This is a genomic window from Rhizobium moroccans (assembly GCF_057559155.1).
This window is the reverse complement of the sequence record NZ_JBHFJG010000015.1, coordinates 69,603-90,190: the sequence shown is the minus strand read 5'-3', so window position 1 is coordinate 90,190 and position 20,588 is coordinate 69,603. Positions and strand designations below refer to the sequence as shown.

Sequence of the window (20,588 nt, the reverse complement as noted above, 5' to 3'; positions counted from 1 at the left end):
CCGAAACAGCTGGCGGACAGTGGCAGACGGTAGGCAGTCAAACTTGTGCGAGGATGATGACGATGCCGCACCGCAACCCGCCAGCCGCTGTTTCCGCGCTCAAGCGGAGGAGGACGGTCCGCCATCCTCATTCTCCGTTCAGCCCGATCGGAACCGGCTACTGCTACTGGCGGAAGAGCTGGAGAATGTTCTCCGCATTGGTGTTGGCGATCGAGAGCGACTGGATGCCGAGCTGCTGCTGCGTCTGCAGCGCCTTGAGCCTGGTCGATTCCTCGTTCATATCGGCATCCACCAGGCGGCCCACGCCCTTGTCGATGACATCGATCAGCGAGGCGATGAAATCTTCCTGCAGATCGATGCGGCTCTGGATGGAGCCGAGACTGGAGGCCGCGCTCGTCATTGCCAGAAGCTGCCCGTCGACGAAGCGCGCCATCATATCGAGCACGGCTTCGTCTGTGGGCGCGGAGCCCGCCTGCTCTCCATTCATGGTCGTCGCGACATTCGAAAGTTTGGTAATGTCGAGCGTGAAAACGGAGAAGCCCAAAGTCGCGGTCGAGGTTGGCGTGAGCTTTGCTTCTTTGTCAAGAATACCGAGCTTTCCGCCGCTCAGATCAAAAAGAACGGTTTTGCTATCCAGGGAATAATCGACCGTCTGGACGGTCACTTCGCCCGTCGCCGTTCGCGTGAAGGAGGCAACGACCTGCTTGATAACCGGCGCTTCGATTACTCCCGTGGCGGGCGGCGTTGCAGGGATGCTGATCTTGTCCTGCAGCCAGTTCTCGCCCGAAAAGGTCGCGGATTCCGCAATGCTCTTCAATTGCTCCTGGAGCTGGGCGATCTCTTCCTGAATCTTTCCGCGGTTGGCGCCGACACCGTAGGCGGCAACGAGCTTGGTCTTGATCTCGGTGACCGTCTCGATCGCGCTTTCCATTGCGGCATAGGCGGTATCGACCTTGGCGGCGCCGAGGCCGAGCGCATCCTGCACCGTCGAAAGCGCCGAGTTGTCGGACCGCATGGTGGTCGCAATCGACCAATAGGCCGCGTTATCGGCCGCCGTTTCCACCCGAAGGCCGGAGGAAACTCGAGCCTGGGTGGTCTCCATATTGCGGTCGATGGCGCGCAGCGTCTGCAACGCGGCCATGGCCGCGGCATTGGTAAGGATACTCGTCATGGCAGTCGCCCCTGGTCGGAAACTCGAGAAAATCCGGAGTCGGTTACCGGCAACGACGAGGGGCATCATGCTTACCTGCCCTTCACTCAAACGGTCGGGCGGCCTGTCGTTCTTAACAAATCGTTAAGAGCGCAGTTAACAAAGGGTAACCGCCAATTGCAAGACACCAAACGAAGGGCCGCGACGCCCCCGCAGGTTTCGCGCAAGCCTCGCCGAAACGGAAAAACCGCGCCTCCTTGGAGACGCGGTCTTCTTTCGGGAAATTCATGTCGTGCCGAAGCGGGACGAAACCGCCCTAGGCCAAGCCAGCCCTGACCCGGGCGCCGCTTACTGGCGGAAGAGCGACAGAATGTTCTCCGAATTGGTGTTGGCGATGGAGAGCGACTGGATCGCGAGCTGCTGCTGGGTTTGCAGCGCCTTGAGACGGGTCGATTCCTCGTTCATGTCGGCATCGACCAGGCGGCCGATACCGCTGTCGATCGAGTCGGTCAGCTTGGAGACGAAGTCTTCCTGCAGACCGATACGCATGGAAACCGAACCAAGGCCAGCGGTTGCACTCGTGATTGCCTGCAGCTGCGTTTCCACAAACTGGATCATCGCGTCGAGACCTTCGCTCTCGGTGAGACCGTTCAGCGTCAGGTGTTTGGTTATGTCGAGGTCAGAAACCGAGTAAGTCAGAGGCGTGGCGAGCTGACCGCTGGCTCCGGTTTCCAAATAAACATTCACGCCATCGGCCGTCCTGCCGATCGCGGAAGTACCCGTCGCTTGTGCAGCGGTTTGCGCAGCTGTTGCACCGCCGTTGTCAGCCGTCGCTGCTGTAACTTTGACGTATTGATCATCCCCTATCTTAAAGTACACGCCATTTGTATTCGCAGCCGTAGTGGAGTTGGCAACGGTCACCAAACCAGTCGTAGCGTCCGCATTAAAAGTGACAGGGGTGCCCGCAGTTTGCTCGGGCAATGCTCGAAGCTGCGCCTCCGTGAACACCTTGGCCACCTGCACCTTCGTCACCGGAGGAGCGCCTGTGGTAATCTCGAACGCCTTGGTCACGCCGGTGTCGGAATAGTATGCCACTTGATCGAGAATGCCCGCATTACCGGCAGTATCGAAAAGTACCGTGCTGCGGTTCAGGGGAATGTCTATCGTCTTGACCGCAACGCTCCCACTCGCGTCACGTGTGAAAGAGCCGACCACTTGCTTGATGACATCGGTCAGGTTGCCTGCGCCATCGCTGATCGCCGCTTGCAGCCAGTTCTCACCGGAGAAAGAAGCGGATTCCGCGATGCTCCTCAACTGATCCTGAAGCTGGACAATCTCTTCCTGAATTTTTGCCTTGTCTACGCCGGCTTCACGGGATGCGACGAGCTTGTTCTTGATCTCGGTTACCACATCGACCGCGCTTTCCATCGCGGCGTAGGCCGTATCCACCTTGGCAGCGCCGAGACCGAGGGCATCCTGAACAGAAGAGAGCGCGCCGTTATCAGAACGCATGGTAGTTGCGATCGACCAATAGGCGGCGTTGTCAGCGGCGGTGCCGACCCGCAGGCCGGAGGAAACCCTGGCTTGGGTCTCTTCCATCTTGGAATCGATCGCGCGGAGGGTCTGGAGGGCAGCCATGGCTGCGGTATTCGTCAGAATGCTGGTCATCACGTGCCCCTAGCTTGGCTGAACTGAAGAGGGACATTCCGGAATTCGCCGGAGAGGATGGCGCGGCCTGATGCCTGTTAACCTTTGCTTCGTCTTGGTTAACCCATCCTTTCGATGACCCCTTCTAGGGTAAGGATGGTTAACAAAGGTTAAACGGCGGTTTACCGAAATTAACAGTGAGTGAACATTTCTCTCGCCTCGCGGAGCCGCATCGGAAAACGCAAAAACCGCGCCCGAAGGCGCGGTTCGATTTTCTGCGGAAAGATCCGTTCCGATTAACGGAAGAGCGTGAGAATGTTTTCCGAAGAGGTGTTGGCGATCGAGAGAGCCTGGATGCCGAGCTGCTGCTGCGTCTGCAGGGCCTTCAGGCGGGTGGACTCTTCGTTCATGTCGGCGTCGACGAGGCGGCCGATGCCGCTATCAAGGGAATCCGTCAACTTGGCGACGAAATCTTCCTGCAGGTCAAGACGCATGGCAACGGAGCCAAGGTCTGCTGCCGCGCTGATGGCCGCCTCAAGCTGAGCATCGACATGAGAGATGAGCTTGTCGAGAACAGCTTCATCGGAAGCGCCGGCCATGCTGAACGCGGTTCTTGCAGCATCAAGCTTTGTAATGTCGAGATCGAGGATCGAGGTGCCGCCGGCATAGACACCAGCAGTCGTGACCAATGGAGTAGGAGCGCCCGCAAGGGCTGTTCCCGCTGCGGTAGTGACCTGAAGCCACTTACCCTCGTCAACCTGCTTGTAATAATCGACACCATCGCTCCAAACGCCGTTGGCGCCTTCGGAAAAAGTTGCGCCCAAGCTCGTTGTGGCGGTGTAGAAGGCGCCGTCGGTCCACTGGGCAACGTTAGCTTTCAAGGCTGCGGAATCAAGGATGCCTTTGCCATTGCCACTCGAGTCGATCAGAACGTTCGAGCTGTTCAGGGCGATATTGATCGTCTGAACCTTGACATTTCCGGCGCTGTCGCGCGTGAACGACCCGACAATCTGCTTATTAACGGTTACATCGGTGGCGAGGTTGCCTGCAGTTGCAGAGGCCTGGCCGATGGCGCCTTTCAGCCAGTTCTCGCCCGAGAAGGAAGCCGAGTCGGTGATCGACTTCAACTGATCCTGCAGCTGATCGATTTCTTCCTGAATCTTCGCCCGGTCGACGCCAGCTTCACGGGAAGCAACCAGCTTATTCTTGATTTCCTTTACGACGTCGATCGCGCTTTCCATACCGGCATAGGCGGTATCGACCTTGGCGGAACCGAGGCCAAGTGCATCCTGAACAGCGGAGAGAGCGCCATTATCCGAACGCATGGTGGTCGCGATCGACCAGTAGGCGGCGTTGTCCGACGCTGAGCCGACACGCAGGCCGGAGGAGACGCGGCCCTGGGTCTGCTCCATGCTCTGGCCGATGGTGCGGAGCGTCTGGAGTGCGGACTGCGCTGCGATATTGGTGAGAATGCTCGTCATGGTAGATTTGCCCCTTAGTGGCTGATTAAGAAGGGACATTCCGGTATTCACCGGCGAACGGCGGTCAGCGTCATGCTTGCCAACCTATTAATAAACAAGGTTAACTCGCCGTTTCGATGGGCTTTACGTAACCTTGCCTTGGTTAATGAAGAGCTAAACGGAAACGAAAATCGGCACAGCCTTGAATTTTATTTTGCAGCCATCGCGTGCACGCGCGCGTAACCGAAAAAGCTTAAGAAATGACAAAAGCCGCACCCGTTTCCGGATGCGGCTCGATAAGCTTGGAAACGGTTCGCAGCCAAGGCCGCGAACCGGACTTCCTATTAACGGAAGAGCGACAGGATGTTCTGCGAGTCGCTGTTTGCGATCGACAGAGCCTGGATGGCGAGCTGCTGCTGAGTCTGCAGAGCCTTCAGCTTGGTCGACTCTTCGTTCATGTCGGCGTCGACGAGACGACCAATGCCACGTTCCATCGTATCGGAGAGCTTGCTAGCGAAGTCTTCCTGCATCGAGATGCGCTTCGAGATGGAACCAAGCTCGGAAGCTGCGCTTCCCATTGCTTCCAGCTGCGTATCGACGTGCTTGAGGAGTGCTTCAAGAGCGTCCTTATCCGTTGCATCCGCTGCAACAAGCGCGTCAGCATCTACAGCAGCGGTCGTACCGCCCTTGTAAATGGACAAGTCCGTGATATCGAGATTCGATACCGACGACTTAAGAACGGTAGCCTTTGCAGCCTTGTCGAGAAGACCGCCGGCACCGGCAGTGCCATCAGCAGTTAGACCCGAGTCAAAGAGAACGTTGGATGTGCTTAACTTGTAGTCGATCGTGGAAACGGAAACACCGCTGGAAGTGCGCGTGAAGGAGCCAACCACCTGCTTATTAGTTGCGGCAATTTCCGCAGCATCAGTCAGCGCCGCACCGTTAAGTGTGACCTTACCCTGCAGCCAATTTTCGCCACTAAAGCTGGCAGAATCGGCAATCGATTTAAGCTGCTCCTGCAGCTGCGTAACTTCCTCCTGGATTTTGGCCTTGTCAGCCGTCGGCTCCATTGCGGTGATCAGCTTGTTCTTGATTTCTTTTACGACATCAATTGCCGATTCCATACCGGCATAAGCCGTATCGACCTTCGCGGCGCCGAGGCCGAGAGCGTCCTGAACGGAAGAAAGAGCAGCGTTGTCGGAACGCATCGTGGTCGCGATCGACCAGTAGGCGGCGTTATCCGATGCCGCGCCGACCTTGAGGCCGGTGGAGATACGGTCCTGGGTGGTCGCCATGTCGTTGGAAATGGTGCGCAGCGTCTGGAGAGCTGCCATAGAAGCGGCATTGGTGAGAATGCTAGCCATGATTTTGTTGTCCCTTTGAACGAGATACTGGATGGGGACATACCGGACTGAATGAAAATTACCGGTCACGACAGCCCGGCTTCATGCCATTCGGTGCCGCATCTTGGCTACCAACCCCGTCGTGTGAGGGAGAAACTGGCAGCCAATTCTTGCCAACTTCTTTAAATCCGAGCAGGGCTCAGGTGATGACTAAAGCTATGGTGAACGCCCGGTAAGCAGGCATGGTTAACGGTTAGCTGAACGACCGCACCAGGCTGCCGACGAGCAGGTTCCAGCCGTCGATCAGCACGAAGAAAAGTATCTTGAAAGGCAACGAGATCGAGGTCGGCGGCAGCATCATCATGCCCATGGCCATGGTGATGGCGGCGACGATCAGATCGATGACGAGGAAGGGCAGGATGATCAGGAAACCTATCTCGAAGCCGCGCCGGATTTCCGAGAGCATGAAGGCCGGAACCAGCACGCGGTAATCGACGGCTTCCGGCGTTCCGACGCTCTGGCCGCGCTCGCGAGCAAGTTCCACGAAAAGCGCAAGATCCTTGTCCCGCGTGTTGGCGCTCATGAAGGTTCGGAAGGGTTCGGCGATCCGCTGCACGGCCTCCGCCTCCTGGATCTGGTTCTGCAGCAGCGGCTGCACGCCCTCGTCCCAGGCCCGGTCGAAGGTCGGCGCCATGACGTAAAAGGTCATGAACAGCGCCATCGAGATCAGGATCATGTTGGAAGGAGCGCTCGCGAGCCCCATTCCCGTGCGCAGGATCGAAAAGGCGATCACGAAGCGCGGAAAGCTCGTCACCATCACCAGAATGCCGGGAGCGACGGAAAGCACCGTCAGGAGCCCGAAGGTGCGGATGATCCAGGCCGCGGCGGACCCGTCGATCGGCAAATTGAGGAGGTCGGCCGGCGATTGCTGCGCAAACGCGAACCCGGGGACCGCCAAAAAGGCGGCAATCAGAGAAATCAGCCGAATCATGCGGTCACGAAGGTCCTGGACACCCTTCCTCGATAGACACCGCCGGGAAGCGTGGTCAACCGAATAAGGCCTCTGCGCGGAGGTCTTGAACAGGAAGATGCCGGCCTTCTGCCTGCGGTTGAGGACGGACCGGTCACTCTATTACGAAGGTCCGGAAAAGAACCTTCGTGATCTTGCCCTGCGAGCGCAGATCGACTCGCTCCTGGATGTCGTCCTTGAGGTATTGGAAGCCCCGCGGACCCTCTATCTGCTGCAGGGAAACGGTGCGCAGATAAGCCAGAATATCCTGGTGAATGACTTCCGCGAGCGCGGCCTCCGGCGGTCCCTTGAAGGCCAACGCCACTTCAAGCCTGATCCAGTTTTCGGCAGGATAGGCCAGGTTGGTGGTGATCGGATCGAGCGCGACAATGCCGTTCGCCTCGGCCGAGAGGTGCGGGATGCCGGCATTGCCCTCGGCAGCCTGCCCCCCCGCAGCGGTCTGGGGAGAAGGTGCTGCAGCTTCTGGCAGCGCCGGCGCGATCAGGCCCCCGACCAGCCAGCCCCCGCCAGCGCCTACAAGGGTCAGGACCGCCAGGCCGGCGATCATCATGACGAGCGGGCTCCTGCCCGTCTCGTTCGAACCGCCGGATATCGCTTCTTCCGCCATGGTCTTCAACCTTCAAACCGCTGCAATGCGCCTTCCGTTCAGAACGGCGAGAACAGGTCCACGACCTGCTGGCCGACCGGCGGCTGCTGAATCTCCGTCAGGCGTCCGCGGCCGCCATAGGAGATGCGGGCCTCGGCGATCTTGTCGTAGGAGATCATGTTGTCCGCATTGACATCCTGCGGCCGCACGATGCCGGCGACGTTGAGAATACGGATTTCATGGTTCACGCGCACTTCCTGCGAACCGCTGATGAGCAGGTTGCCGTTTTCCAGGATGCCGGTGACCACCGCCGCGACCAGGAGCTTCAGCCGCTCGGCGCGCTCGGTTGAACCCTTGCCGTGGGAATCCGAGCTGGAATCCGTGCCGAGATCACCCGTCGTGCCCGCTTCCGGCGTCCAGCCGAACAGGTTGCTGACATTCGCTCCCCAGCCGAGGCTGGTGGCGTTGGTCCGCTTGCGCTCCGTCTCGTTGTCGAAGGACGCGCGGTCGTTGATCTGGATATCCACCGTCAGGATATCGCCGACATTCAGCGCGCGGGCATCCTTGAAGAGCGCCGCCTGGCTGTCGCTCCAGAGCGAATAGCCGCTCGCGAGCTGGCGCGGCTGCTTCGGGTAGGAAGCCATCTGCGGCGTCTGGGCGTATTGCAGGCCGCTGCCGATCGGGCTCATCGCGGGGGCATTGCCGATCTCCCGCATGGTCTGGCTCTGGCAGCCGGCAAGCAGGAGTACAGCCATAAGGGCGGGAACGCGCTTCGTCATGAGGGTTCTTTCGAAGTATTGGGGTCTGAAGCGCTGGAGATGATCGTCGCGATCATGCCAGCCTTGTGCGGGTCCATTTCGCTAAGGACGAGCCCGGACTGGCGCGCGGGAAGCTTCATTATGATCGCCGCGGCGACCTCGACATTCATCTGCTCGAGCTGCGGTGCGGCGGCATCGGCCTTCATCGTCTTGAAGATATCGACGAGACCGGACTCCGCTTGCCTCAGGAAGTCGTTGCGCCGTTTCAGCCAATCCTCGTATTCGGTACGCCGGTTCTCGAGCGTGGCTATGCGCGCATCCACATCCGCCTGCAGCTTTTCAAGCTCCTGCTTCTGCATCAGGTAGCGCTGATCGCGCGCCGCATCCGCGATGTTGGTGCAGAATTTCTGGATCTCGTCGGCAGTCGAGAGTTCCGAGACGACCGCCGGCTGCTGCGCGTTGACCTGCGGCACCAGCATCAGCATCGCGCCGAGAAGAAGGAGCCGCTGCGCGGCCCTCCTGGAGACGGAAACGGTCAGAAGAGGCGTGTCGGTCATTGCAGCACGAGCTCCGCGTGAAGGGCGCCGGCGGACTTGATGCCCTGCAGGATGGCGATGATGCCGTCGGGCTTGACGCCGATATTGTTGAGGCCGGAGACCAGCGTTCGAAGATCGGGCCCTTCCAGGATCGCAACCTGGCCGCCGTCCTTCATCGCCATGATATCCGTCTGCGGCTGCATTGCCGTCTGTCCGCGCGAGAAGGGCTCGGGCTGGATCACCTGCGGCGTCTCGGTCACCTGAACCGTCAGCGTGCCGTAGCTGACGGCGACGCGGGCAACGCGGACGTCCGCCCCGATGACGATGGTGCCGGTGCGCTCGTTGATGACCACCCTGGCCGGGCTGTCGGTCTCGACCACGAGGTTCTCGATCTCCGCCATCAGCCGCGTCAGGTCGGCGATCTTCGGCTTCTGCACGATCACTTCCTGATTGTCGCGCGGCTCGGCGATCGGCCCGCCATAGCGGCGGCTGGCAAAGGCATTGACGGTATCGGCCACCCGGACGGCGGTCGAGAAATCCGGATTGCGGAGCTGCAGGACCAGATTGACCGAGTCCTTGAAGCTCGACGGCAGCTCGCGCTCGATGATGGCGCCATTGGGAACGCGGCCCGCGGTAGTGATACCTTCCGTCAGCGTCGCGGCGTCCCCTTGGGCGGTAAAGCCAGAGACGATGACGGCCCCTTGAGCCACCGCGTAGATCAACCCGTCCGCGCCGGAAAGCGAGGTCATGATGAGCGTGCCGCCGCGCAGCGACGTGGCATCGCCGAGCGAGCTCACCGTCACATCGATACGGCTGCCGGGACTGGCGAAGGGCGGAAGGTTCGCCGTCACCATGACAGCCGCCGTGTTCTTGGCGTTCGATTGCCCGCCCTGCGTGGAGATGCCGAGGTTCTGAAGCATCGCCCGCATGGATTGTTCGGTGAAGGGCGAGGAGCGCAGGCTGTCGCCGGACCCCTGCAGGCCGACGACCAGGCCGTAGCCGATCAACTGATTGTCCCGGCCCGATTGCAGCGAAGCGATATCCTTGATGCGTGCCGATTGTGCCTGCACGGGCTCCGCCTGGACGCCGAGAAGCGCTCCAAGAACGGCGAGTGCAGCAAGGAAGCGGGAAGATCTCATTTCGCCATCACCTGTATCGTGCCGTCGGCCATTACCGTGCCGCTTACCGTGATGCCGGAATCGGTGTTGCGCACCCGGATCACATCCCCGACCGCGCCATCCTCCAGCGGCGAACCGCCGGCGGAAATCGCAAGCTGGCCGATCGCGAAGGTCAGCCGCACGGCGGAACCGCGGGTTACCGCATAGGGCGCGCGCAGCGCCGAAACGAGGACGATGCGGCCGGGCAGCAGCGTGCGTTTGCTCACCATTCCGACAACTTCGCCGGTGGAACGGGCATAATCGCCGGTAAGATTGGGATTGGTGACCTCGACCTCCTCGACCCGCGCGGCGGAGATCACCTCGCCGGGATAGATGGTCTGGGTCGGCACCACCGCAAAGCCCATGTCTGCAAAAGCCGGCCGGCCGGCAAGAGCGAGCAAGGCGGCCAAGAGCGGCAGGGCGAGCCTGCCTCCAATCCTGTTCATCCGGCGAAACATCATGTCTGCCCGTCTCCTGCTTACTTCAGGTTCTTGCTGACGATCTGCGCCATCTCATCGGCGGTGGTGATGACCTTGGAGTTCATCTCATAGGCGCGCTGGGCCGAGATCAGATCTGTGATCTCCTTGACCGCATCGACGTTCGAAGCTTCGAGATAGCCCTGCTTGATGTAACCGAAGCCGGGGTCTTCCGGTACGGCCACGATCGGGTCGCCGGATGCGGCCGTCTGTGCGAAGAGGTTGTCGCCGAGCGGCTGCAGGCCGGCTTCGTTGACGAAGTTGGCGACCGTGAGCTGGCCGATCTCCTGGAACTCGGTCTCGTTGCCGACACGCACGCTCACCTGGCCGGTGCGGCTGATGACGGTCTCGCTGACATCCGCCGGGAAGACGATGTTGGGGACGACGGTATAGCCGTCGATCGTCACGAGCTGGCCGTCGGCATTCTGGTTGAACGCGCCGGCGCGGGTATAGACGGTGTTGCCGTCAGGCGTCTGGATCTGGAACCAGCCGCGGCCGACGAGTGCGAGATCGAGGCTGTTTTCCGTGTGGGTCAGCTCGCCTTGCGTATGGATGTTGCGCACGGCCGCCGTCTGCACGCCGAGGCCGATATTGGCGCCCTCCGGAACGATCGCCTGGTTGGCACGGTTGGGCACGCCCTGGGCGCGCTCGGTCTGGTAGAGCAGGTCGGCGAATTCCGCGCGGGCCCGCTTGTAGCCGGTCGTGTTGATATTGGCGATGTTGTTGGCGATGACCTCGAGATTGGTCTGCTGGGCATCCATGCCCGTCGCCGCGACTGAAAGCGCTCTCATGTCTTCGTCCTCAATGCGTTAGATCGGCATCTTCGTGATTTCGAGATAGGCGGAGACGATCTTGTCGCGCAGCGCGATCGCCGTCTGAAGGGACTGCTGTGCTTCAAGAACCGCATCGACCACCTCGCGGGTGTTCGCCTTGCCCTCGATCGCCTTGAACGACATGGCCTCCGCGCCCTTCAGGCTGTTCATGGCGTCCGTCGCCACGTTGCCGAGGACGCTTGCGAAGTTGAGGCTCGTGTTTTCGCCGGAGACCTGCCCGGCGCCGCGAAGGCTGGAGGTGGTTTCGCTTGTGGCTTCGTCGAGGCCGCGGGTCAGCGAAAGGGAACTGACTTTTTGAATATTGTCGATCATTGTCCGCTCTTCAGAAGGTCGATGGTGGAGGCGACGAGTTCCCGCGTCTGCTTGATCACCTGGAGATTGGCGTCATAGGAGCGGTTGGCTTCCCGCATGTCCGCCATCTCGATCAGGAGGTTGACGTTGGGCGTCTTGACCATGCCGCGCTCGTCGGCTGCCGGATGATTGGGATCGAACTCCTCGTGGAATTCCGAATTGTCCACGCCGAGCTTCTTGACGCCCACGAGGTCCACCTGCCGGCTGGCATCCATCACCTCACCGAAGGTGATCGTCTTGCGCCGATAGGGATCGGCGCCGGGCGTATCCCCGGTCGTGCGGGCGTTGGCGATATTTTCCGAGACGATGCGCAGGCGCGTGGATTGCGCCTCAAGTCCCGAGCCGGCAATCTTGGACGCGGCTGAAAGAGGATCCATGATCTTACCTTCTTACAGTCATCAACATCATGTTGTGGAACGACTTCACGAGATTGGTGCCGAGCTCGTACTGCCGCTTGATCTCGCCCGTCTTCGTCATTTCCTGCGACAGCGAGACGGTGTTGCCGGATTCCTGCATGCCGATCTCGTTGTTGAGTTCGCTGTCCTCTATCCGGATGTCGTCGCTCAGTGCGCTTTCGGCGAGATGCGCTGCGTGCGTGCGGGCCATGGGCACATAGGTCCGGTTCAAAACCGCCTCGAAGGGGGTCACGTCCTTGGCCGTGTATTTGGGGGTGTTGGCGTTGGCGATGTTGCCGGCAACAACTTCCTGCCGCACGGAAAGCCACTCGGCCTGGCGCGATGCGAGGGCAAACAGTTGAATCGGTTGCATAGGCTTCTCTCCATCTTTGCGTCGAAGCCTAGGCCGGTAAACTTGCGTCAGACTTACGGGCTTTCCGGCTCCTGAACCATTTCGCCGGCAGAGGTGATGATGGCCCAGCGGCCTTCGCGCTGCTCCAGCTTCGCAAGCTTGCTTTCGTCCGGCAGGGTCGAACCGACGCGGACCATGTACATGCCCGATCCGTCCTCTATGAGGGCGCGGCCGTTGGCGACATGGAGAAGACGGAAACTGCCCTTGCCGGGAAATGGCTGCTCCTCGATCAACGGACCGGTCTGCCGTTCCTCGCCGATCGAGGAGACGGTGGCCGTGGTCAATCTATCCAGGGGCTGGAGCGGAGCCGGCAACGCCTCGTCCGGCGTGTTGTCCACCATGGCGAGGGGCGAAACGCTGAAGACGTCGCGCGGAGCCATCGGCGGCAGATCGCGGGTTCGGTCCAGATCGCTCGCGTTGATGCCGAACTTGTCCTGGTTGAAGAAGACATACCATGGGAACAGCGCCGATGCAGTGGCGAGCGCCAGGCCAGTGGCGACCAGCACGCGGTCGCTCAGACGCGATGCCTTCCTGGGAAACTGGGCCGAAGCCATGGGCTCTTCTTTCTTCTTCACGATCTGCTACCTCTGTCTGGCGGGCGGTGCCGGCGGCTGACCCGCGCCAGCCCTGAGCGCCGTCGCAAGATCGGCATAGGCATCCGGCGCGGGCTTTTCTCCCGGCGTCTGCTTCAGCACGTCATAGATCACCGGCACCTGCTTGATCGCCATATCGAGATCGGGATCGCTGCCGGTGCGATAGCCGCCGATGAGCCGCAAATCGCGCGTCTCCTCGTAGCGATGGATGAGCGATTTCAGCCGCGAAACCAGCTTTTCCTGATCCGGTGTCCAGGCCTTGCGGGCGAGACGGGAAATGGATGCCAGCGGATTGATCGGCGGATAGCGCCCTTCCTCCGCCAGGCTGCGGTCGAGCACGATATGGCCGTCGAGAATGCCGCGGGTGGAATCGGCGATCGGATCGTTGTGGTTGTCGCCATCGACGAGGATCGAGATGATCGCCGTCACCGTGCCCGTGCCTTCGACGCCCGGCCCCGCCCGTTCGAGAAGGCGCGGAAGCTCGGTGAAGACGGAGGCCGGATAACCGCGCGCCACCGGCGGCTCGCCGGAGGCGACCGCCACCTCGCGGATCGCATGGGCAAAACGCGTGACGCTGTCGACGATGAAGAGGATGTTTTCACCCTTGTCGCGGAAATGCTCGGCGATGGTGACTGCGACCAGCGGCGCCATCTTCCGCAGCATCGGGCTTTCATCGCTCGTCGCAACGACGGCGATCGACTTCGACATATGCTCGCCGAGCGTATCCTCGATGAATTCGCGCACCTCGCGGCCGCGCTCGCCGACGAGGGCTATCACCACCTTGTCGAAAGCTTCGGCGCGCGCCAGCATCGAAAGCAGCGTCGACTTGCCGACGCCCGAGCCCGCGAAGATGCCGAGACGCTGGCCGAGGCAGAGCGGCGAGAAGATGTCGATCGCGCGCACCCCGGTGCGAAAGCCGGTCTCGACCCGGCTGCGCGTCATGGAAGGCGGCGCGGTGCTGGAAATCGAACGCGGATCGAGGCCTTTCGAGAGCGGCCCCTTGCCGTCTATCGGTTCGCAAAGGGCATTGATGGTGCGGCCGCACCAGCTATCGTCGGGCGCGACGCGAAAGGCGCCCTTGCGGATGACGGTATCGCCGATGCCGATCGGTTCGCCGGGCTCGATCGGGCAGACATAGACGAGGTCGGGTTCGACGCGCACCACTTCGCCAAGATGGATGCCGGTGGCGCTGCGATGCGCCACGAACTCGCCGAGCCGCACATGCCGCGAAAGCCCTGCAACGGTATAGTGCCCGGCAGCGATGGTGCGCACATGCCCGCCCGGCGCGACCGAGAACGCCGGATCGGCATAACGCGTCGTGAGCCCGGCCAGCTGCGCCAGCCTTCCGCCATTTGCCGTTTCGAATACCGTTGCCTGAATGCTCATGATCCGTTGTCTCTCTCAGCCTTATCGGGCGCCGCCGAGGGTCCTGAGCGCCTCGCCGAAGGAGGATTCGGAATCCCGCATCAGGGCGGAAATGCTCTCGAAAGCACGGTTGACCTGGATCAGCTCGGTCATCTCGCCGAGGCCGTTGACGTTCGACTGCTCGACATAGCCCTGGACCACGCCGTATTCGAAATTGTTGACCACCGGCTGCGGCGCCTGAACGGGGATCACGCCGCTGTTGTCGTAGCGCAGGTAGCCCTGCGAAACGTCTGCGGTGAAGAGGCCGAGATTGGCGACCGGCCGGCCGTCCTGCATGATGATGCCGTCGGCGCCGACACTCGGCGGACCACCGTCGCGGTTCAGCTGGATCGGCGCGCCGCCGGCACCGAGAACGGAAAAGCCTCGGATCGAGCGGAGCTGGCCGGTTTCGTCCATCGTGAAGCGGCCGTCACGGGTCAGCACCTGGCCGGCGGGCGTATCGAGCGCGAACCAGGCATCGCCCTTGACGGCGAAATCGAGCGGATTGCCCGTCTGCTGCAACTGCCCGGTGCGCGTGGCGAGATAGTCGTTGCCCTGTGTCACGAATGCGATCTTGGCGTTCTGCTCGTTGCGCGTCTTGCTCATGACCTCGTCGAACTTGATCTCGGTCGCCCGGAACCCGACCGTGTTCATGTTGGCCATGTTGTCGGCGATCGTGTTCAGGCGGCGCTCCAGCGCGATCTGCGAAGAAATGCCGACGTAAAGTCCGGATTGCATGTCATTTGCCTCCGAGTTTCAGGTTATTGATGGAAAGAAGCAGATCGGGCGAGATCCCCTGCGACGCGGGAGCAAAAAGCGCCGATGCACTCGTTCCGGTATCGGAGGGATTTTGCAGCTCCCACATGGCCGAGAAGCGCTCCAGGAACTTGTTGACCTTCGTCGTATCCTGGAAATCCTCGATGTTCAGAGCCTCCTCGATGAAGGCCGCCTGGCGGTCGACATCGAGCGACGCCATCTCGACGGGCATCTGGAGGACGGTGCGCACCACTTCCGTGAGCGCGTCGTCGGCAAGGATTTCCATGCCAGACTTGATGGAAGGAGCCGTGCGCGCGAAATAAAGCGCAAGCCGCACGCCGGGATTTTCCTCGCCCGCCTCCTCTTCCAGGGTCTGGCGCTGGAATTTGTCGACCACGCCCTTCTGCGCCCGTTCGAAGGATGTCGCCGCCGCGCCGTGAGTCTCGAAATTCAGCGATTCGACCAGCGACGCATAGCGGCTGTCCGACAGCTGGCGGGCGAAGGCGTTCTCGTCGCGGTTGCCCTCGGTCAGCACCTTGCGCATGAAGGCCTTGGCATAGGCCATGTCCTCCAGGCCATGCGCCTTCAGCGCATAGTTATAAAGGCGGCTGTCGGCCATGAATTCGTCGACCGATTTGATGCTGCCGATCTTGGAAAGATAATATTCCGTCTCGCGCGCCACATCCGGCTTCTCGGCGACGCGGGCCAGCGACTTCGGAAGGTCGCGGCTGATCAGGGTATAGCTGACATAGGTCGTGATCATCTTCTTCGCCCAAATTCGTGGAAAACGCGGGAGATCGCTCTACGGCCGGCAATCCGGTCCGATCCTGCCGAAGCTATGGGAAAAGACTTGCGCGAAACTGTTCCGTTTCCCGCAGGTGAAAACGCTTGGCCAACCAGCCTCACGCAAGCCAGACGCCTTATCCCGAGAGCATTGGACAACGACCAAGCGCAGGTATGGGATGAACATTATCATCGGTTTCGTCATCACCTTCGGCTGCATCATCGGCGGCTACATGGCGATGGGCGGCCACATCGACGTACTCGTCCAGCCGTTCGAGCTGGTGATCATCGGCGGTGCGGGGATCGGCGGCTTCATCATGGCGAACCCGATGAAGGTCGTGAAGGATTCCGGCAAGGCGCTGGGCGAAGCCTTCAGGAATGTCGTGCCCAAGGAGCGGGACTATCTCGACGTTCTCGGCGTGCTCTATTCGCTGATGCGCGACCTGCGCACCAAATCGCGCAACGAGATCGAAGCCCATATCGACAACCCGGAAGAATCCTCGATCTTCCTGTCCGCTCCAGCCGTGCTGAAGAACAAGGAACTGACCGCGTTCATCTGCGACTACGTGCGCCTCATCATCATCGGCAATGCCCGCAGCCACGAGATCGAGGCGCTGATGGACGAGGAAATCGAGACCATGCACCACGACAAGATGAAGCCGTATCACGCGATCACCGCCATGGGAGACAGCTTCCCCGCCATCGGCATCGTCGCGGCCGTGCTCGGCGTCATCAAGGCGATGGGCAAGATCAACGAATCGCCGGAAGTTCTCGGTGGCCTGGTCGGCGCGGCCCTCGTCGGCACCATGCTCGGCATCGTGCTTTCCTACTCGGTCTGCAACCCGCTCGCCTCGCAGATCAAGATCGTGCGCAACAAGCAGCACCGGCTCTACATCATCGTCAAGCAGACCCTGCTCGCCTACATGAACGGCTCGGTGCCGCAGGTCGCTCTGGAATACGGCCGCAAGACGATTTCCAACAAGGAGCGCCCGTCGATCGACTCCGTCGAGCAGGAAATGATGAATCCGGGCGGTGAAAAGGCGGCATGACGATGAGCCAGGCGATGCGAAGCACACCACCAGCCATGAACCACGCCCTTCTCGCGAAGCTGACGGGAGGGCTCGGCGACAGAAATACGGTCGAGAGGATCGGCGGCGAGTTCGCGCAGCTCTACACCGAATTCTTCCCCGACGTGTTCCAGAGCGAAACCGGCATCGACATCGCCGTCTCCTATCAGGGCTGCACATCCGGCCTGATGCCGGATCTGATCGCCGACCTGGGGGATACCTTCGCTCTTACCGACGGGACCTTGCGCAACTGGTGCCCGAATTTCGTGTTCGCCTGCGGCAACAGTTTCGTGATCGCGCTGATGGAGCTGATGCTGGGCGCCGGTCCTCATACCGTCGAACAGCCGATCGAGCGGCCGCTTTCCGATATCGAACTCGACCTTGCGTCCATGGTGTTCGATCGTATGGCGAATGTTCTGCGCTCCGGCGTCAACGCGCCCGGCGGCTTCGAGGCTAGCCTCGAACGGCCCCTCAATGCGGAAGACCGGCCGCAGCCGGACGAGGCCGCTCCGCTCGAATACGGCGTCGCGATCCGCATGGGGCTGGAGCTCGGCCCGGTCGTTTCGGAATTCGCCCTCATCATTCCCCAGCGCGCCTTCCTGAAGACCAAGGTGGTCGCACCGAGATCGAAAGGGCAGGTTTCGAAGAGCAAGCAGGAATGGACCGAGCGGATGGAAGAGCAAGTCCGCCGGTCCCAGGTGACGCTCGAGGCGACGATCCGCCTGCAGGCCCTGACGCTCGGTACGGTTTCCCGGCTCGCGGTGGGTGATATCATCGCCTTCAAGGACAAGGGAGACGTGCAGGTTCGGGTGAGCGCCAACGGCAAGGACATGTATTCGTGCGAGTTCGGGCGTTCGGGCGAGCGCTATACGGTCCGCGTGAAGGACAATATCAGCACCGACGACGAGATCCTGAAGCACCTTATGGGATGAGCCTCGCAAGCCGAGTGCATGTCTCATTCGCCAAGGGCAGGCTGACGCAAGTTTCAATGGGAATAATGATCGCATGGCTACGAAGAAAATACCCCTTACCGAAGACGACGCATTGATGCCGGTCGGCAATGAAGTCGCACTGGATCAGGCCATCGACGATCTGCGCGGCGTGCTGAAGGCCGATGCCGACGTGCCGCCCGCCGATTTCGACATCGGCGGCAGCGATTTTTCCGCCGCCGAGACCCCGGCCTTCGGCGGCGGGTTCGACATGAACGGCGCAGGCTTCGGTAGCGAGAATTTCTCCGCTTCCGCGGAAGCCATGCCGCAACCTGGCAGCGCGCTCAACGCCAATCTCGACCTCATCATGGATATCCCGATCGACGTGGAGATCGTCCTCGGCTCCAGCCGCATGCAGGTCTCCGGTCTGATGAACCTCGAGGAAGGCGCGACCATCGCCCTCGACAAGAGGATCGGCGAGCCCGTGGAAATCACCGTCAACGGACGCCGGATCGGCAAGGGTGAAATCACCGTGCTGGAACACGACGACACGCGCTTCGGCGTGAAACTGACGGAAGTGCTGAGCACGAGAAGAACCTGATCCCTGTGGGGACAGAGAGGAAAGGCCATGATGGACTTTGACGATTTCGGTGGCGGTGCAGTCGCCGAGAAGCCGTTGTCCCATACTGAAAAGGCGGCGGCTGTCCTCCTCGCTATGGGCAAGGGCGTCGCCGGCAAACTTCTCAAGTATTTCACCCAGAACGAACTGCAGCGGATCATCGCTTCGGCGCAGACGCTCCGGGCAATCCCGCCGGACGAGCTCGCCCAGCTCGTCAACGAATTCGAGGACCTCTTCACCGAAGGCACGGGCCTCATGGACAATGCCACGGCGATCGAGGCCATCCTGGAGGAAGGCCTGACGCCGGAAGAAGTCGACGGGCTGCTCGGCCGCCGCACGGCCTTCCAGGCCTATGAAGCCTCCATCTGGGATCAGCTGCAGGAAGCCGAGCCGGAATTCGTGGCGAAGTTCGTCTCGCGCGAACACCCGCAGACGATCGCCTACATCCTTTCGATGATGCCTTCCTCCTTCGGCGCCAAGGTTCTGCTCAAGCTTCCCGAAAGCCGCCGCGCCGATGTCATGAACCGCACGGTGAACATGAAGGAAGTCAGCCCGAAGGCCGCGCAGATCATCGAGAACCGGGTGGTCGAGCTTACCAAGGCCATCGAGGCGGAGCGCAACTCCAATGGCACGAACAAGGTCGCCGAGCTGATGAACGAGCTCGAAAAGCCGCAGGTCGATACGCTTCTCACCTCGCTGGAATCGATCAGCAAGGAAGCCGCGACCAAGGTGCGCCCGAAGATCTTCCTTTTCGAGGACCTTCTGTACATGCCGCAACGCAGCCGTGTTCTTCTGCTCAACGACGTGGCATCCGACGTGCTGACCATGGCGCTGCGCGGCGCGACGGTCGAGATGAAGGAATGCGTCCTTTCGGCGATCAGCCCTCGCCAGCGCCGCATGATCGAGTCCGATCTGGAAGTTCTCGGCGCGCCGCTCAACCCGCGCGAGATCGCCATCGCCCGCCGCGCCATCGCCCAGGAAGCGATCCGGCTTTCCAATTCCGGCCAGATCCTGCTCAAGGAGAAGACCGAGGACGAGAAGGCCGCGGAAGCCGCCTGAGCCTGAATATGAAAACTATTAAGGGGCGGAGCGGGCTGATGCCGGTTCCGCCCTTGCCGTTTTGGCACTCTCGTACACAGGCTTTTTGCCGTCCCGAATGGGATTTAGCCGGCAATGAGATAACGTGAAGCGAGGCAGGGAGCCGATTCGCGTGCAGGGATGAGCCTTGTCGGACGATAAAGACAGCAAAACAGAAAGCCCGACAGCCAAGAAGCTGACCGAGGCGGCCGAGAAAGGCAATGTGCCCTTTTCCCGCGAGGTGACGATCTTCGCCTCGACGCTCGCCTTCTATCTCTTTCTCGTCTTCTTTCTTCCCTCAAGCGTCTCGCAACTCGGCGAAACGCTGAAGGACCTCTTCGAGCAGCCCGATCAATGGCGCCTGGAGAATACACAGGACCTGATTTCGCTCGGCGTGCATCTTGCCTGGGCCGCCGCCGCGGTGCTGGCGCCCGCCATGCTGCTCTTCATCGTATTCGGCATCGTGTCCTCGATCTCGCAGAACATGCCGTCACTGGTGCTCGAGCGAATCAGGCCGCAGGCGTCACGGCTTTCGCCGGCCAAGGGCTTCAAGCGCATCTACAGCCTGCCGGGCCTGATCGAGTTCGGCAAATCGGTATTCAAGATCGTCGTCGTCTCGATCATCATGTATTTCGCGCTGCGGGGCGAGTTCTTCGCCTCGCTGGACGCGATGTTTTCCGATCCGCAGGTGATTCTCGTCAAGCTCGATACGATCACGCGCAAGATGGTCGTCGTCATCCTGCTGTCGACCGCCGTGCTTTCGGTCATCGATTTCCTCTGGACGCGCCATCACTGGTTCACCGAGCTGAAGATGACGAAGCAGGAAGTGAAGGACGAACACAAGCAGTCGCAGGGCGATCCGCTGGTCAAATCCCGCCAGAGATCCGTGGCGCGCGACCGCGCCCGCCGGCGCATGATCAACAATGTTCCCCGCGCCACGCTGGTGATCGCCAACCCGACCCACTATGCGGTGGCGCTCCGCTATGTGCGGGAAGAAAACGATGCGCCGATCGTCGTCGCCAAGGGCCAGGATCTCATCGCGTTGAAAATTCGCGAGATCGCGGAGGCCAATGCCATCCCCGTCTTCGAGGACCCGCCGCTTGCGCGCTCCATGTTTGCGCAAGTCTCGGTAGATAGTGTCATACCACCAGCCTTCTACAAGGCAGTGGCAGAACTCGTGCACCGGGTCTACGCAACCCGGTCGCTCAAGCAACGGACACGCTAGG

23 protein-coding genes are annotated in these 20,588 nt (G+C 61.0%); 5 read left to right on the top strand and 18 right to left on the bottom strand.

What is annotated here, in order from left to right:
• Positions 1 to 163: 163 nt before the first annotated feature.
• From ACE04I_RS11355 to ACE04I_RS11270, 18 genes are all read right to left on the bottom strand, one after another.
• Positions 164 to 1,171: a flagellin N-terminal helical domain-containing protein gene (locus ACE04I_RS11355; RefSeq protein ID WP_046797763.1), complete on the bottom strand. Its 1,008-nt coding sequence runs from the start codon at positions 1,169 to 1,171 to the stop codon at positions 164 to 166.
• Positions 1,172 to 1,498: 327 nt separating this feature from the next.
• A complete protein-coding gene (locus ACE04I_RS11350) occupies positions 1,499 to 2,818 on the bottom strand; it encodes a flagellin N-terminal helical domain-containing protein (RefSeq protein WP_046797762.1) in 1,320 nt (439 codons plus the stop codon).
• A gap of 275 nt (positions 2,819 to 3,093) precedes the next feature.
• Positions 3,094 to 4,278 (bottom strand): flagellin N-terminal helical domain-containing protein, encoded by a 1,185-nt coding sequence (locus ACE04I_RS11345; RefSeq protein WP_487207045.1) that lies wholly within the window; start codon positions 4,276 to 4,278, stop codon positions 3,094 to 3,096.
• Between the two features lie 323 nt (positions 4,279 to 4,601).
• On the bottom strand, positions 4,602 to 5,621 hold the full coding sequence (locus ACE04I_RS11340; RefSeq protein WP_046797760.1) for a flagellin N-terminal helical domain-containing protein: 1,020 nt from the start codon (positions 5,619 to 5,621) through the stop codon (positions 4,602 to 4,604).
• Between the two features lie 232 nt (positions 5,622 to 5,853).
• Positions 5,854 to 6,591 carry a flagellar type III secretion system pore protein FliP gene (gene fliP, locus ACE04I_RS11335; protein ID WP_046797759.1) on the bottom strand — a complete coding sequence of 246 codons (738 nt, stop codon included), beginning with the start codon at positions 6,589 to 6,591 and terminating at the stop codon, positions 5,854 to 5,856.
• A 133-nt stretch (positions 6,592 to 6,724) separates the two neighbouring features.
• A complete protein-coding gene (locus ACE04I_RS11330; RefSeq protein ID WP_046797758.1) occupies positions 6,725 to 7,237 on the bottom strand; it encodes a flagellar basal body-associated FliL family protein in 513 nt (170 codons plus the stop codon).
• Positions 7,238 to 7,275: 38 nt separating this feature from the next.
• Positions 7,276 to 7,995 carry a flagellar basal body L-ring protein FlgH gene (gene flgH, locus ACE04I_RS11325; protein ID WP_046797757.1) on the bottom strand — a complete coding sequence of 240 codons (720 nt, stop codon included), beginning with the start codon at positions 7,993 to 7,995 and terminating at the stop codon, positions 7,276 to 7,278.
• Positions 7,992 to 8,459 (bottom strand): MotE family protein, encoded by a 468-nt coding sequence (locus tag ACE04I_RS11320; RefSeq protein WP_245282250.1) that lies wholly within the window; start codon positions 8,457 to 8,459, stop codon positions 7,992 to 7,994. Before ACE04I_RS11320 ends, flgH begins: the two co-directional genes overlap by 4 nt.
• A gap of 68 nt (positions 8,460 to 8,527) precedes the next feature.
• Entirely contained in the window at positions 8,528 to 9,649 is a 1,122-nt protein-coding gene (locus ACE04I_RS11315) for a flagellar basal body P-ring protein FlgI (RefSeq protein ID WP_046797756.1), read from the bottom strand.
• The gene (gene flgA, locus ACE04I_RS11310; RefSeq protein WP_046797755.1) at positions 9,646 to 10,128 is read right to left on the bottom strand and encodes a flagellar basal body P-ring formation chaperone FlgA; all 483 of its coding nucleotides are present in this window, start codon (positions 10,126 to 10,128) and stop codon (positions 9,646 to 9,648) included. Before flgA ends, ACE04I_RS11315 begins: the two co-directional genes overlap by 4 nt.
• A gap of 17 nt (positions 10,129 to 10,145) precedes the next feature.
• The gene (gene flgG / locus ACE04I_RS11305) at positions 10,146 to 10,934 is read right to left on the bottom strand and encodes a flagellar basal-body rod protein FlgG (RefSeq protein ID WP_137326650.1); all 789 of its coding nucleotides are present in this window, start codon (positions 10,932 to 10,934) and stop codon (positions 10,146 to 10,148) included.
• Positions 10,935 to 10,952: 18 nt separating this feature from the next.
• Positions 10,953 to 11,288 carry a flagellar hook-basal body complex protein FliE gene (gene fliE, locus ACE04I_RS11300; RefSeq protein ID WP_487207044.1) on the bottom strand — a complete coding sequence of 112 codons (336 nt, stop codon included), beginning with the start codon at positions 11,286 to 11,288 and terminating at the stop codon, positions 10,953 to 10,955.
• Positions 11,285 to 11,704 carry a flagellar basal body rod protein FlgC gene (flgC, locus tag ACE04I_RS11295; protein ID WP_046794242.1) on the bottom strand — a complete coding sequence of 140 codons (420 nt, stop codon included), beginning with the start codon at positions 11,702 to 11,704 and terminating at the stop codon, positions 11,285 to 11,287. Before flgC ends, fliE begins: the two co-directional genes overlap by 4 nt.
• Positions 11,705 to 11,708: 4 nt before the next feature.
• Positions 11,709 to 12,095: a flagellar basal body rod protein FlgB gene (flgB, locus tag ACE04I_RS11290; protein ID WP_046794241.1), complete on the bottom strand. Its 387-nt coding sequence runs from the start codon at positions 12,093 to 12,095 to the stop codon at positions 11,709 to 11,711.
• 53 nt (positions 12,096 to 12,148) lie between these two features.
• Complete coding sequence (locus ACE04I_RS11285) at positions 12,149 to 12,688, bottom strand: flagellar protein (protein ID WP_487207072.1); 540 nt, start codon at positions 12,686 to 12,688, stop codon at positions 12,149 to 12,151.
• A 27-nt stretch (positions 12,689 to 12,715) separates the two neighbouring features.
• On the bottom strand, positions 12,716 to 14,113 hold the full coding sequence (fliI, locus tag ACE04I_RS11280; protein ID WP_046794239.1) for a flagellar protein export ATPase FliI: 1,398 nt from the start codon (positions 14,111 to 14,113) through the stop codon (positions 12,716 to 12,718).
• Between the two features lie 21 nt (positions 14,114 to 14,134).
• Positions 14,135 to 14,869 carry a flagellar basal-body rod protein FlgF gene (flgF, locus tag ACE04I_RS11275; protein WP_046794238.1) on the bottom strand — a complete coding sequence of 245 codons (735 nt, stop codon included), beginning with the start codon at positions 14,867 to 14,869 and terminating at the stop codon, positions 14,135 to 14,137.
• A gap of 1 nt (position 14,870) precedes the next feature.
• Positions 14,871 to 15,650 carry a DUF1217 domain-containing protein gene (locus ACE04I_RS11270; RefSeq protein WP_046794237.1) on the bottom strand — a complete coding sequence of 260 codons (780 nt, stop codon included), beginning with the start codon at positions 15,648 to 15,650 and terminating at the stop codon, positions 14,871 to 14,873.
• 199 nt (positions 15,651 to 15,849) lie between these two features.
• Here ACE04I_RS11270 and motA point away from each other — a divergent pair, with 199 nt between their 5' ends.
• From motA to flhB, 5 genes are all read left to right on the top strand, one after another.
• Positions 15,850 to 16,719, top strand: a complete 870-nt coding sequence (gene motA, locus ACE04I_RS11265) for a flagellar motor stator protein MotA (RefSeq protein WP_046794236.1) — start codon at positions 15,850 to 15,852, stop codon at positions 16,717 to 16,719.
• Complete coding sequence (locus ACE04I_RS11260) at positions 16,716 to 17,669, top strand: FliM/FliN family flagellar motor switch protein (protein ID WP_046794235.1); 954 nt, start codon at positions 16,716 to 16,718, stop codon at positions 17,667 to 17,669. Before motA ends, ACE04I_RS11260 begins: the two co-directional genes overlap by 4 nt.
• Positions 17,670 to 17,742: 73 nt before the next feature.
• On the top strand, positions 17,743 to 18,267 hold the full coding sequence (gene fliN, locus ACE04I_RS11255) for a flagellar motor switch protein FliN (RefSeq protein ID WP_046794234.1): 525 nt from the start codon (positions 17,743 to 17,745) through the stop codon (positions 18,265 to 18,267).
• A gap of 27 nt (positions 18,268 to 18,294) precedes the next feature.
• The gene (gene fliG / locus ACE04I_RS11250) at positions 18,295 to 19,344 is read left to right on the top strand and encodes a flagellar motor switch protein FliG (RefSeq protein WP_046794233.1); all 1,050 of its coding nucleotides are present in this window, start codon (positions 18,295 to 18,297) and stop codon (positions 19,342 to 19,344) included.
• A gap of 166 nt (positions 19,345 to 19,510) precedes the next feature.
• The gene (gene flhB / locus ACE04I_RS11245) at positions 19,511 to 20,587 is read left to right on the top strand and encodes a flagellar biosynthesis protein FlhB (protein ID WP_046794232.1); all 1,077 of its coding nucleotides are present in this window, start codon (positions 19,511 to 19,513) and stop codon (positions 20,585 to 20,587) included.
• The last annotated feature ends 1 nt before the right edge of the window (position 20,588 follow it).

Bases quoted from the DNA above. Each gene is read 5' to 3' on its own strand.
- ACE04I_RS11355 (WP_046797763.1), bottom strand. From the start codon at position 1,171: ATGACGAGTATCCTTACCAATGCCGCGGCCATGGCCGCGTTGCAGACG.
- ACE04I_RS11350 (WP_046797762.1), bottom strand. From the start codon at position 2,818: ATGACCAGCATTCTGACGAATACCGCAGCCATGGCTGCCCTCCAGACC.
- ACE04I_RS11345 (WP_487207045.1), bottom strand. From the start codon at position 4,278: ATGACGAGCATTCTCACCAATATCGCAGCGCAGTCCGCACTCCAGACG.
- ACE04I_RS11340 (WP_046797760.1), bottom strand. From the start codon at position 5,621: ATGGCTAGCATTCTCACCAATGCCGCTTCTATGGCAGCTCTCCAGACG.
- fliP (WP_046797759.1), bottom strand. From the start codon at position 6,591: ATGATTCGGCTGATTTCTCTGATTGCCGCCTTTTTGGCGGTCCCCGGG.
- ACE04I_RS11330 (WP_046797758.1), bottom strand. From the start codon at position 7,237: ATGGCGGAAGAAGCGATATCCGGCGGTTCGAACGAGACGGGCAGGAGC.
- flgH (WP_046797757.1), bottom strand. From the start codon at position 7,995: ATGACGAAGCGCGTTCCCGCCCTTATGGCTGTACTCCTGCTTGCCGGC.
- ACE04I_RS11320 (WP_245282250.1), bottom strand. From the start codon at position 8,459: ATGCTGATGCTGGTGCCGCAGGTCAACGCGCAGCAGCCGGCGGTCGTC.
- ACE04I_RS11315 (WP_046797756.1), bottom strand. From the start codon at position 9,649: ATGAGATCTTCCCGCTTCCTTGCTGCACTCGCCGTTCTTGGAGCGCTT.
- flgA (WP_046797755.1), bottom strand. From the start codon at position 10,128: ATGATGTTTCGCCGGATGAACAGGATTGGAGGCAGGCTCGCCCTGCCG.
- flgG (WP_137326650.1), bottom strand. From the start codon at position 10,934: ATGAGAGCGCTTTCAGTCGCGGCGACGGGCATGGATGCCCAGCAGACC.
- fliE (WP_487207044.1), bottom strand. From the start codon at position 11,288: ATGATCGACAATATTCAAAAAGTCAGTTCCCTTTCGCTGACCCGCGGC.
- flgC (WP_046794242.1), bottom strand. From the start codon at position 11,704: ATGGATCCTCTTTCAGCCGCGTCCAAGATTGCCGGCTCGGGACTTGAG.
- flgB (WP_046794241.1), bottom strand. From the start codon at position 12,095: ATGCAACCGATTCAACTGTTTGCCCTCGCATCGCGCCAGGCCGAGTGG.
- ACE04I_RS11285 (WP_487207072.1), bottom strand. From the start codon at position 12,688: ATGGCTTCGGCCCAGTTTCCCAGGAAGGCATCGCGTCTGAGCGACCGC.
- fliI (WP_046794239.1), bottom strand. From the start codon at position 14,113: ATGAGCATTCAGGCAACGGTATTCGAAACGGCAAATGGCGGAAGGCTG.
- flgF (WP_046794238.1), bottom strand. From the start codon at position 14,869: ATGCAATCCGGACTTTACGTCGGCATTTCTTCGCAGATCGCGCTGGAG.
- ACE04I_RS11270 (WP_046794237.1), bottom strand. From the start codon at position 15,650: ATGATCACGACCTATGTCAGCTATACCCTGATCAGCCGCGACCTTCCG.
- motA (WP_046794236.1), top strand. From the start codon at position 15,850: ATGAACATTATCATCGGTTTCGTCATCACCTTCGGCTGCATCATCGGC.
- ACE04I_RS11260 (WP_046794235.1), top strand. From the start codon at position 16,716: ATGACGATGAGCCAGGCGATGCGAAGCACACCACCAGCCATGAACCAC.
- fliN (WP_046794234.1), top strand. From the start codon at position 17,743: ATGGCTACGAAGAAAATACCCCTTACCGAAGACGACGCATTGATGCCG.
- fliG (WP_046794233.1), top strand. From the start codon at position 18,295: ATGATGGACTTTGACGATTTCGGTGGCGGTGCAGTCGCCGAGAAGCCG.